The 11,662-nt window shown below is 63.7% G+C and carries 12 protein-coding genes; 4 read left to right on the forward strand and 8 right to left on the reverse strand.

The features are described 5' to 3' along the window. From NMAG_RS16675 to NMAG_RS16710, 8 genes are all read right to left on the reverse strand, one after another. Positions 1-2,010 (reverse strand): proton-conducting transporter transmembrane domain-containing protein, encoded by a 2,010-nt coding sequence (locus tag NMAG_RS16675; protein ID WP_004267814.1) that lies wholly within the window; start codon positions 2,008-2,010, stop codon positions 1-3. After that, complete coding sequence (locus NMAG_RS16680; protein ID WP_004267813.1) at positions 2,007-3,632, reverse strand: proton-conducting transporter transmembrane domain-containing protein; 1,626 nt, start codon at positions 3,630-3,632, stop codon at positions 2,007-2,009. Before NMAG_RS16680 ends, NMAG_RS16675 begins: the two co-directional genes overlap by 4 nt. Next, entirely contained in the window at positions 3,625-3,990 is a 366-nt protein-coding gene (locus NMAG_RS16685) for a cation:proton antiporter subunit C (protein ID WP_004267812.1), read from the reverse strand. The genes NMAG_RS16680 and NMAG_RS16685 overlap by 8 nt, the downstream gene beginning before the upstream one ends. After that, positions 3,983-4,501, reverse strand: a complete 519-nt coding sequence (locus NMAG_RS16690; RefSeq protein ID WP_004267811.1) for an MnhB domain-containing protein — start codon at positions 4,499-4,501, stop codon at positions 3,983-3,985. The genes NMAG_RS16685 and NMAG_RS16690 overlap by 8 nt, the downstream gene beginning before the upstream one ends. Continuing rightward, positions 4,501-5,058 (reverse strand): DUF4040 domain-containing protein, encoded by a 558-nt coding sequence (locus NMAG_RS16695; RefSeq protein WP_004267810.1) that lies wholly within the window; start codon positions 5,056-5,058, stop codon positions 4,501-4,503. Before NMAG_RS16695 ends, NMAG_RS16690 begins: the two co-directional genes overlap by 1 nt. Next, complete coding sequence (mnhG, locus tag NMAG_RS16700; RefSeq protein WP_004267809.1) at positions 5,055-5,417, reverse strand: monovalent cation/H(+) antiporter subunit G; 363 nt, start codon at positions 5,415-5,417, stop codon at positions 5,055-5,057. Before mnhG ends, NMAG_RS16695 begins: the two co-directional genes overlap by 4 nt. After that, positions 5,414-5,629, reverse strand: coding sequence for a cation:proton antiporter (locus NMAG_RS16705; RefSeq protein ID WP_394295540.1), 216 nt, complete (start codon positions 5,627-5,629; stop codon positions 5,414-5,416). The genes mnhG and NMAG_RS16705 overlap by 4 nt, the downstream gene beginning before the upstream one ends. A 62-nt stretch (positions 5,630-5,691) precedes the next feature. Continuing rightward, positions 5,692-6,741 (reverse strand): monovalent cation/H+ antiporter subunit E, encoded by a 1,050-nt coding sequence (locus NMAG_RS16710; RefSeq protein ID WP_004267807.1) that lies wholly within the window; start codon positions 6,739-6,741, stop codon positions 5,692-5,694. A gap of 333 nt (positions 6,742-7,074) precedes the next feature. On the opposite strand from NMAG_RS16710, the gene NMAG_RS16715 reads away from it, so the two are divergent. The 4 genes from NMAG_RS16715 (at position 7,075) to NMAG_RS16730 (ending at position 11,639) form a co-directional block, all read left to right on the forward strand. After that, positions 7,075-8,286 carry an acyl-CoA dehydrogenase family protein gene (locus NMAG_RS16715; protein ID WP_004267806.1) on the forward strand — a complete coding sequence of 404 codons (1,212 nt, stop codon included), beginning with the start codon at positions 7,075-7,077 and terminating at the stop codon, positions 8,284-8,286. A 181-nt stretch (positions 8,287-8,467) separates the two neighbouring features. After that, positions 8,468-9,067 (forward strand): MaoC family dehydratase, encoded by a 600-nt coding sequence (locus tag NMAG_RS16720; RefSeq protein ID WP_004267805.1) that lies wholly within the window; start codon positions 8,468-8,470, stop codon positions 9,065-9,067. Position 9,068: 1 nt separating this feature from the next. Further along, complete coding sequence (locus tag NMAG_RS16725; protein WP_004267804.1) at positions 9,069-10,247, forward strand: CaiB/BaiF CoA transferase family protein; 1,179 nt, start codon at positions 9,069-9,071, stop codon at positions 10,245-10,247. A 3-nt stretch (positions 10,248-10,250) separates the two neighbouring features. Then, on the forward strand, positions 10,251-11,639 hold the full coding sequence (locus NMAG_RS16730; protein ID WP_004267803.1) for an MmgE/PrpD family protein: 1,389 nt from the start codon (positions 10,251-10,253) through the stop codon (positions 11,637-11,639). Positions 11,640-11,662 lie beyond the last annotated feature (23 nt).

The following is an 11,662-nucleotide window of genomic DNA, read 5'->3' on the forward strand; positions in this document are numbered from 1 at the left end:
TTAGGCTAGCACCTCCGCCAGAATCTCCTCGTGGGAGAGTGCACTCAGTTCGGACCACTCCATGCCGAAGACGCCCTCGACGATGTAGATCACGAGGTCGAGGAAGACCGCGTAGTCGGGGATCACGCCGAGCGTGACGGCACCGACAGCGATGACCGTGATCGGCATGAGCATGAGCCACGTGCTCTCGGAGAACGGCGAGTGCCGTGTCCAGCCACCTGGCGGCGCACCGCCGTGGTGGTCGTGGTGATCGCCGTGGTCGTGGTGGCCTTCGGCGTGATCTGCGTGTGCACCACGGTTACCTGGGACATCGGCGTCGCTTGGGTATTTGTCGACGGCGTACTCGTAGTCGTCGTCAGCCTCGTCCGCATCTGGCTCCGACTCGAGTGGTGTCCCAGCGCCAGCGGCCTCCGTTTCGCCAGCGTCGTCGTCGGCGGGGCGTGGCTGGCCGCTTGGGGGTTTGTCGTCGGTCTCATCGTCACCAGCTGCGCCCTCGTCTTCGTCAACCGGGTTCCCACCGTCCGTGGCCACCTCCTCACCGAAGTAGGACTCGCGCTTCCCGCCTGGCGGGAACTCGAGGAGCGGCTTGGCGTCGTGGCGGTCTTCGCTCTCGAAGAACGCGGTGTAGACGACGGGCCAGAGGTAGGCGATGTTGAGGATGCCTGAGAGGATCAGCGCGCTGGCGAAGAGCCAGTAGCCGCCGCCGACGTCGGCGGAGCCGATCAGCATGTAGAACTTGCTGACGAAGCCGGCGATGAGCGGCATGCCGGCCATGCCCGCCGCGCCGATAGCGAAGGCGGACATGGTCAGCGGCATCCGTTTTCCGATCCCGGCCATCTCGCTGACGTAGTCGGTGTGGGTCTCGACGTGGACTGCCCCTGCACAGAAGAACAGGGTGAGCTTCCCGAACGCGTGGGCGGGGATGTGGAACAGCGCCCCGAGGATCGCGAACGGATGGAGCATCGAGAGTCCGAGCACGATGTAGGATAGCTGCGCCGTTGTCGAGAACGCGAGCCGGCGTTTGAGGTGGTCCTTGCGTAGCGCGATGATACTGGCTGCGGTCAACGTAAAGGCGGCCAGAATCGCCACCGGCACGTTCAGCCCGACCTCACCGATACCCGGGACGTTGAGCGGTAGGTCGTGAATCAGCCCGGGTCCGAAGACCTCGAGGATGACTCGCGCCACCCCGAACGCACCGGACTTGACGACCGCCACGGCGTGGAGCAGCCCGGAGACGGGCGTCGGTGCGACCATCGCGTCGGCAAGCCACGAGTGAAGCGGCATGACGGCGGCCTTGACACCGAAGCCGGCGATCAGCAGGAAGAACGCGGCCTGTGCGAAGACGGGTTCAGCCTGTGCGGCCTCTGCAAGTGCGTCGATGCCGCCGGATTCGAACGCGGTCGTCGCGCCGTCGGCGGTCATACTGGTGAGCCAGTAGGTGAGGACCGTCCCGGCGAGCAGGAACACCCCGCCGCCAAAGAACGTGTAGGTGAGGTACTTGCGACCGGCGATCCGGGCCTCGTCGTCTTCGTTGTGTGCGACCAGCGGGTAGGTGACGAGCGACAGCAGCTCGTAGAAGATGAAGATCGTCACCAGGTTGCCGGCGAACGCGATACCGAGCGCGGCCGAGAGGCTGGCCGCGAACGAGGCGAAGAACCGGGTCTGGGCGTGTTCGTCCAGCCCGCGCATGTAGCCCGCGGCGTAGAACGACGTGAAGATCCAGAGGAAACTCGCGAGCAGTGCGAACAACATCCCGAGCGGGTCGGCGCGCAGAACGAAGTCGATGCCGGCGAGGAATTCGATACCGAGCGATTCCTGCAGGCTCCAGTAGTAGGTCGTGCCGTCCAGCACGTCCGGGAGCATACTGAGGATGATCCCGAACTTCGCCAGCGCGGCGAGGACGGACCAGCCCTCGCGGACGTTCGGATAGCGATACGACGCGATGATCAGTACCATCGCGACCGCCGAAACGAGGACGGCAGCGAGCGGTAAGATGGATTCTTCAGTCATTCGTTGAACACCTCCGTCGCGAACGGATCGAGAAGGTCGTAGAGTTCACCACCCGCGAATCCGAGCAGGACCGCGACGATGGCGGCGACGATAACGAGCGCGAGCATGCCGAACGAGACGGCGTCGGGGTTGCCGCGGCCGATGCGGCCAGCGTCAGTGAACGCACTGGCACCAACGTTGCCAGCAGACTCGTCACCGTGTTCGCTCCCGTGCGCGTCGTCACCGTCTCCACCCTCGTGACCACCGTCAGTCGCAACCGGACCCGACGGATGCGGTGATTCGACCGGCGTCGCCGGCGTGAAGTACATCTTCTCCAGCAGGCGGGCCGAGTAGGCGAGCGTCAGCATGGTGCTGAGCAGGATGACGGCCGCGACGGGCCACATCTCGGCCTGCACCGAGCCGACGGCGATGTACCACTTGCCGATGAAGCCGGCCGAGGGCGGGATGCCGATCAACGCGATCAGCAAGAGCGCCGTCCCGCCGGCGACGAACGGTCGGTTATCCGCAAGACCGGCGTACTCGTCGACGGTTCGCGCACCGTAGCTGACCGCGATCACGCCGGCAGCGGCGAACAGTCCGGCCTTTATCACTGCGTGACCGAGCAGGTGGATGATCCCCCCGATCAGGGCCGTCTCCGTGACGAGACCGAACGCCGCCACGACGAGACCGAACTGCGCGACCGAGGAGTAGGCGAACATCCGCTTGACGTCGGTCTGAATGACAGCGAGCGTGCTACCTGCGAGCACACTCAGACAGCCGACCGTGACGACGATTTCCGTCAGGTACGGCGTCGACGTGAGGAACTCCGGCCCGAAGACGGTGTACATCAGCCGTCCGAGCGCGTACGCGTACGCCGTCGAGACCAGCGCCGCGATGACTGGCGTCACACCGTCAGGCGCGTGCTGGTAGGCGTCCGGTTGCCAGGTGTGCAGCGGCCACTGGGCGACCTTCAGCGCGAAGCCGACGAAGATGAACGCGAACGCAGCCTGCATCAGGACGAGGTTCTGCCCGCCCTGCGCGAGCACCTCGGGCATAATCTCCGAGAGCACCTGCATGTTTAGCGTCCCGGTTGCCATGAAGATGAAGCCGACACCGATCAGGTACAGCGACGCACCGACAGTGCCGAGGATCAGGTACTTCAACGCCGAAACTGCCGACTCGGGACCGTCTCCGCTCGCGATCAGGGCGTAGGTTGCGAGCCCGACGATCTCGAGGAAGACGAACATGTTGAACACGTCGCCGGTCAGCGAGAGTCCGAGCAGGCCACCCGTCAGCAGCAGGTAGCCTGCATAGAACGTGTTCCCGCGCGGTCCACCGACGCGCATGTACGCAAGGACGGCCGTTGCGGTGGCAATTACCAGCAGCGCGATCAGCGTGGAGAACTCGTCTGCGACGAGTTGAATCCCAAACTCACGTGGCCAGCCGCCGAGTTCGTGGGTGACCATCCCCTCGCTGTAGACCGCACTCGCGAGGTACGCTGTCGCAGCGAGTAGTCCGGTCGTCGTGAGGGTGGTAACACCCCAGCCGGTCCGATCGAAGCGCAGGCCGAGCGCGATCGGAACGGTGGCCATGAGAATCGGCACCGCGACCAGCAGCGGCAAGATGAGATCGACGTTACTCATCGGCACGCACCTCCCGGAGGGTATCCTCACGGAGCGTTCCGTACTCCGAGTGGATCCGGACGATCAATGCAAGCCCGACCGCCGTGAGTGCAATGCCGACGACAATTGCAGTCAGCACGATCACGTGCGGGAGCGGACTGGCCATCGCGCCGGGGTCGCCCTCAGTCGGAACGATCGGTGCCGAGCCGCCCTCGACGTAGGCGACCGCGACGAAGAACAGGAAGATCGCCGTCTGGAAGAGGTTGACCCCGATCAGCTTCTTTACGAGGTTCTGGTTGGCGATCATCATGTACATCCCGACACCCATCAGGACGAACATCAGGGCGTAGGCGTAGCGCGAGGCGAGCAGTTCAATCATCGCGTCCCACCTCCGGACCCGTGTGAGACGAGTCGGTCTCGTTGCTGTGACGCTCGGGCGTAAACCCCGCCGCTGTCGCGAAGAACAGCGTGATCACTGCGCCGGCAACGATCAGTGCAACACCACCGACCTCGATGGCCTCCATGCCCCAGTAGTGTGCGATCCCGAAGGTGTCGGCGATCGCATCGTACTCGAGGAAGTTGCCGCCGAGAGCCATGGTGAACAGCCCGGTTGCGATGAAGATGGTGACACCGCCGGTGATGAGGCCGGCAACGAAGGAGTTTTTGACCCACTTTCGGGTCGGGTCGATCCCGAACGCGAAGGCGAGCATCAGGACGGTGACGCCGATGATGGCGCCGCCCTGGAAACTGCCACCGGGGGTGTCAGCCCCGTGGAGACTCAGGAACATCCCGTAGGTGAGCGTAAACGGTGCAATAATTCGAACGGAGGTCAGAATGACCTGACTCTCCGAGTAGGTATCTGTATTCGTGTTCGAATCTGGCTGCGACATTAGGTGAACACCTCCCGTTTCAGCACGAGCAACACGGCGATTGCGGCAGCGAAGACGACGACAGCCTCACCGAAGGTGTCGAACCCACGGTAGGAGGCGAGCACTGCGGAGACGGCGTTCTGTGCCTCAGTGTCACCGAACGTGTTCTCGATGTAGTAGAGCGACGGCGTCTCCGTGAGAACGCCCTGTTCGCCCCAGACTGGTGCGGACTCCGTGCCGACGGCATACATGTCGGGCAAGAGGGTCCCGAGCATCAGGACGAACGCACCGACGACGATGACCGCCGGGACGTTGACCCGCTCGAAGAGCCGATCCGTCGAGGGCCGCGTCGTGCGCGCGATGGTTAACAGCAAGAGGATCGTCGTCACGCCGGCACCGATTGCGGCCTCCGTCATGGCGACGTCAGGTGCGAGCAAGAACGTGTAGAGAATTGCCATCCCGAGGCTGTAGGCACCGAAGACGACGATTGCGGAGAGGACGTCTCTGAACAGTGCCGTAGCGACGGCTGCCAGCACGATGAAGAGTGCAAGCGTGTAGGCGACAGCGGTTCCGATCATTGTGACTCACCCTCGTCTGGGGTCGATGGATCCGGTTCGACGTCGACCTCTGTCTCCTCAGTCAACGGGACGATCCCGGACTCGGCCGCAGAGCGTGCGATCGCGTGTGCGGCCGTCGGGTTCGTGATGAACACGAAGAACAGCAACAGCACGGCGTAGATCGCCATGCTGTCCCAGCCGAGTGCGAGCGCGACGGCCGCAAGCGCGAGTCCCGCGCCGAGCGTGTCCGTCTGGGACGCGGTGTGGGCTCGCGAGTAGATGTCTGGCAGACGAATCACGCCTACTGCAGAGACGAACGTGAAGAACAGTCCGAACGCGAGCAGGACGATGATGGCCCAGAATCGAACCTGTTCGATCACAGCACACCACCTCGCTCGACGGTGAACTTCGAGATGGCGATCGCCATCAGGAAGTTAAGCAGCGCGTAGATCAGGGCGATGTCGAGGAACCACGGCTCTCCGAGCCCCGCTGCAAGCAAGGCCAGAATAACGACCGTGTTCGTCCCGAGCACGTTCACCGCCAGCAGTCGGTCCTGGGTCGTTGGGCCGGCAACGGCGCGGTAGAACATCATGATCGCCAGGACGACGAACAGCGCCGCCGTGACGAGGAAGATATCGTTGAGCAAGTCTGCAGTCACAGTTCGTCACCTCCGATAATTTCCGTATCGCCGCGCTCTTCCGGCGTCGGAATACGAGCGCCCCGCCGTCCGTGGAAGACGAAGCGAACGGCACGCTCCAGTGACCCCTCGAAGAGATCCTCCCGAGCCGTCGGGATCAGCGTGTGAATAATCAGGCGCTGGTCGTCCGCTCGAACCGTAAGCGTTCCCGGCGTCAGCGTGATGCTGTTCGCAAGCGCGAGCAGCGGGAGTCCGCTCCGAACCCGCGCGTTGACCCGGGTCATCGTCGGCTCGATCGGCATCGAGGGCCGCAAGATGACGAGCGAAATCGCGAGATTCGCCTTCACGATCTCGAAGAGAAGATACGGCACGTAGGCTGCAAACCGCAGCGTCCGGACCGGCGACCCGATCCGGTCAAGCGGGAACGCGAACGTCACGTGTGCAAGCGAGACGGCGACGATTCCGGCGACTGCCGCACCGGTGACGAGATCGAACCAGTACGTTGGATCCCCGAGGACGAGATAGAACCCATAGGAGATCCAGAACATCGCGAACATCTTGTCAAACCGCTCGGCCCCGTCACCGACCAGTCGCTCGTGGCGTGCGGGTCGTTCGACCGGTGCTTCGTTGTACGCCAACCCGACGCTCTCGAGTTCCCGCTCGAGTGGCTGGAGCATCTGTGCCGTCGTCCCCGGCTGGTACTCCGGGTCGAGCACCAGACGATCGATGTCGTTCGCCGCGGCGTACGAATCGAACGTCCGTGCGTAGTCACGCGGCCCGAACAGATACTCGTCCTCGCCGAGCACGGCCGTTTCGATGTCGATCGTCGTGCTCGTCGAATCCGCGCTCGCGTCCTCTCGGACCCAGCTCTCGGCCTTCGAGAGCAGTTTCTCGGCCTCCTCCGTCAACGACTGCCCCTCCGGCATCTCCATATCGTGGGGCAGTGCGACGACGAGGTGGAACTCGAGTGTCTCTGCCTCGCCGGGACACGATTGGACGGCGTACCCAACCGTCTGTCGGACGGTGACCGTGTCAGACAGCGGTATGAGCACTCGTTCAGCCGCCACGGCGCAACCCTCCTTGTGACCGTCGTTGGATACTCATGGCTCTTGTTGGTAGTCGAGTCAAGCGGTAGCCATAGGAAAACGATTTCGTTATCTGCCGGTTGGCGCGCTGTTTCGAGTGGATTTCCCACGACAATAGTTCAGAAGAGTATCACGTCATGTGCCATGTGACCAATCAGTCTGGATTGAGATGGGAGGTGTTTGGAAGAGAGGGTGTGGAAGGGAGGGTGTGGAAGAGAGGGTGTGGAAGGGAAGGGAGGACACAGAACACACTGCTGCACCCACTGGTGTGGTATGACATAACACTTTTAACGTGAAGCGGAAACGGTTCATTCAATGGCTACACTTCTGCGTGACGCAGTACAGCTTACCGAAAGCCAACAACTCGTCCGCTCGAGCATCGGCGATATCTGCGCTGACTTCGACCACGAATACTGGCGCACGCGCGCTGAGACGGGCGAGTATCCCCACAAGTTCGTCGACGAACTCGTCGAGCACGGCTGGATGGGGATTCTCGTTCCTGAAGCGTATGGCGGCGCTGGCATGGGAACCCAGGAGACGGTCGTGATGATGGAGGAAATCGCCGCGAACGGCGGCGGCTTCAGCGCGGCTCAAGCGGTCCACGGCGGCGTCTACAACTCCGTGCCGATCGTGGAGTACGGCGGCGAGGACCTGAAATCGAACCTGCTCCCGCGAGTCGCCGACGGCGAGGCCTCGATTCAGGCCTTCGGACTAACAGAACCGAACGCCGGCTCGAACTCGACGGCGATCGAGACGCGCGCTGAGGCGAGTCAGGACGGCGACGAATACGTCATCAACGGCCAGAAAATCTGGACCTCTCGGGTCGATGTCTCGGATTATCTCGTGCTCGTCGCACGCACCACGCCACTCGAGAACGTCGAGAAACGAACCCAGGGTATCTCGATGTTCCTGGTGGATCTCGAGGATGCCTACGATCAGGACGCCCTGGATATCGAGTCGATTCCGAAATCGGCGAGCGACTTCGTCCACTCCTACGAACTCTGGTTCGACGACTTACGCGTGCCCGCGGAGAACCTTATTGGCGTCGAGGGCGAGGGCTTCTACCAGGTGCTAGACGGGCTCAACGAGGAGCGACTCGTGATCGCCGCCGAGTGTCTCGGGTTAGGACGGCTGGCACTCGAGCGCGCGGTCCAGTACGCGACCGACCGCGAGGTGTTCGGCAACCCGATCGGCTCGAATCAGGCGATCCAGCACCCGCTTGCAGAGGCCTACGCGCGGCTGCAGGCAGCGAAGCAGTTGACGTACAATGCCGCGGATCGGGCGGCCTCAGACGAGAACGTCGACCTGGGAGCGTACGCGAACGCGGCGAAGTTCCTTGCGGCCGACGCGGCGTACCAGGCGGCCGACGCGGCGGTCCAGACCCACGGTGGGTTCGGCATCGCGACGGAGTACGACGTCGAGCGGTACTTCCGGGAGGCCAGACTGACGCGGCTGGTGCCGATCACCCAGCAACTTGCGCTGAACTATCTGGGTGAGAAAGTGCTGGGGCTGCCGCGTTCGTACTGACGCTGATACTGATCCTGTAATGACACTATACTGACACAGATTCCCATCGGAGAACGAGCACGACCCACCACCCACAACCCACCACCCACCACCGGATCCCACACCACCCACAAACACCTCCCGCCACCGGATCCCACACCACCCACAAACACCCCCCACACCCACCACCCACACCACACAAATGACAGACGACACCGAGACCGACTCCGACTCCGACTCCAACCCCAATCAGAACGAATCGACCGACAAACAGCTCATCTCCGGCTGGCACGGGCGCTACTACGAGGATTTCGACGTAGGGGATGTCTACAAACACCCCTTCGGACGCACCGTCACCGAGACGGACAACGTCTGGCTGACCAACGTAACGATGAACCTCAACCCGATGCACTTCAACGAGGCCTACGCCGCCGAAACCGAGTTCGGCGAACGCCTCGTCGACGGCACGTTCGTCATCGCACTGGCGGTCGGCATGAGCGTCATCGACGTCTCCGTCAACGCCACCGCGAACCTCGGCTACGATAACATTCGTCACCACAACCCCGTCTTCCACGGCGACACCGTCTTCGCCGAGAGCGAGGTTGTGAGCAAACGGGAACTCGAGTCCCGCGACCACGTCGGCATCGTCGAGACGGAACTTCGGGCGTACAACCAGCACGGCGACCTCGTGCTCTCACTCGAGCGGACGCCGATGGTGTTGAAGCGCTCGCACGCCGAGCCATCGGCCGCGGAGCCGCCGGGGTGGCCAGAGGGAATTGGCACCCAGCCGGAGGACTGCTAAGATGCAGGCACTCGACGATATCACGGTCGTCAGCCTCGAAAGCGGCATCAGCGCACCGCTGTGTACACGACTGCTCGGCGACTTCGGCGCGGAAGTCATCAAGGTCGAGCGCCCCGGACTCGGCGACGTCAACCGCCACTGGGACTCGGTGGTCTACGGCGATTCCTCGGCCCACGCCTGGGTCGACCGCAACAAGCTGAGCATCGAGTTGAACCTGAAGGCCGAGCGAGGGACCGACCTCTTTCACGAACTGGTCGAAGAGGCAGATGTCGTCGTCCAGAACTACTCACCTGGCGTCGTCGAACGCCTTAGCGTCGGCTACGAGGACGTCTGTGAGACCAACGAGGAGGTCATCTATCTCAACGTCTCGGGCTACGGGCGAGACGGCCCCTACAGCGACCGCAAGGCCTACGACATGGTCATGCAGGGCGAAACCGGGCTGATCCAGATGAACGGCTCGCCGGACGCGCCGGCCAAGATACCCCTGAGCGTCTGCGACATCAACGCGGCGACCTACGGCACCATCTCGACCCTGCTCGCGCTCTTCCACCGCGAGCGAACCGGCGAGGGGCAAGAGATCGACGTCACCATGTTCGGCGGCATGCTCTCCTGGCTGGGCTACTTTCCGCACAAGTACTGGCACAACGACGAACTGCCCGAGCGGATCGGGATGCGCCACCACCTGCTGACACCCTACGGTCCCCACGAGACGGCCGACGGCCAGTACGTCAACTTCGCGATTCTCAGCGAGGCCCACTGGGAAACACTCTGCGAAGACGTACTCGAGTCCCCCGGCCTGCTCGCAGACGAGCGCTTCGCAACGAACGAGCAGCGCGTCGAGCACCGCGACGTACTCGAACCCACAGTCGAGTCGCTCATCGCCGAGCAGCCGCGAGACTACTGGGCCGAACGCCTCGCGGACGCGGGCATCCCCTGGGGTGACGTCAACGAACTCGACGACGTTCTCTCGCACCCCCAGACCGAGCATCTCGACCTCGTGAAGGAACTCGAAACCGAGGAGGGGCCCGTCAAGTACGTCGATACCCCAATCGAGTTCGGGGCACTCGAGTTCGCCCGCGAGCCGATGCCCGACCTCGGTGAGCACACGGCGGACGTTCTGTCTGCACTCGGCTACGATGCCGACGAGATCGAAGCACTTCGGACAGCGGAGGTGATCTGATCGATGGCCGAGCGCAACCACGAGCACGCGAACGACAACGAGAACGAACGAGCCACGGCAGCCGCCGAGCTCGGCACGTTCGTCGCCGAACTCTCGGCTGCGGACGTCCCAGACGAGGCCCTTCGGCTGGCCGAGCGAGCGATCCTCGACACCGTTGGCGTGACGCTCGCGGGAGCGGACACCGAGGCCGCGACCGCAGCGCTCGCCGCTGTGGGCGACTCGTCGGGGAATGCGACGGTCATTGGACGTGAGGAAACACTCGGCCTCACGGACGCTGTCTTCGTCAACGCGACGGCCGGCCACGCACTCGACTTCGACGACGTCGCGCTGGCCGCGATGGACGGTCACCCGAGCGTCCCCATGGTCGCGCCGCTGCTCGCCGTCGGCGAGCGCGAGGGGGCAAGTGGCCGCGACGTGCTCACAGCGTACGCCGCCGGCTTCGAGGCCCAGTGCTACGTCTCGCGGCCGATCAGCCCCGGCCACTACGAGGGCGGCTGGCACGCCACGTCGACTATCGGCGTCTTCGGTGCCGCCGCGGCAGTCGCCTCGCTACTCGACCTCACTGCTGCGGAAACGACCCACGCGCTTTCGGTCGCCGCCTCGATGCCCGCCGGGCTCAAGCGGAACTTCGGCTCGACGACCAAACCGATTCACGCCGGACAGGCGGCTCGCTCTGGCCTAACCGCGGCGCTACTCGCAGCCGAGGGCGCGACGGCGGATCCGACCGCCATCGGCGGCAACCGCGGATTTGCCGACCTCTATCGCGGCGACGACGACCCCGATTTCGACCGCTTCCCCGAACTCGGCGAACGGTGGGCTCTCCTGACGGATGGTATCGACGTGAAGAAGTATCCCTGCTGTTACTACACCCACGCTGCGATTTACGCGGCAAGTGAACTCGCACGTGAGCAGCAGCTACAGCCCGAAGCCATCGATGCGGTCGACGTTACTGCCTCGCAGGGAGCAGCGGACGCGCTGCACCACGACGATCCACAGACCGGACTCGAGGCGAAGTTCTCGATGCCGTACCTGCTCGCCAGTGCGTTGGTCCGCCGGAGCGTCGGCCTTGCGGCGTTCGAGGCGAAGACCATCGCCCAGCCAGCAGTTCAGCAGGTCCGAAAGCGGGTGTCACTGACTGTCGATTCGGATCTGCCGTACGACTCGAACGAGGCACACGTCACGGTTCGAACGCGGTCAGGAGAGACGTACGAGAGACGACAGGAGCGGCCACCGGGGACCCACGAGGAACCGCTGTCGACCACAGCACTCCACGAGAAATTCAACATGTGTGCCGCGCACTCGCCCGAGGCGGTCGACACCGGGACGGCACGCGACGCGTTGAACAACGTTCGAATCGCAGGAAACGTCGCCGACGTACTCGAGTTGCTGTAGCAACGCTCCGGGACGTTTACGTA

The sequence above is a fragment of the Natrialba magadii ATCC 43099 genome, from assembly GCF_000025625.1.
In the GTDB taxonomy this organism is placed as follows: Archaea; Halobacteriota; Halobacteria; order Halobacteriales; family Natrialbaceae; genus Natrialba; species Natrialba magadii.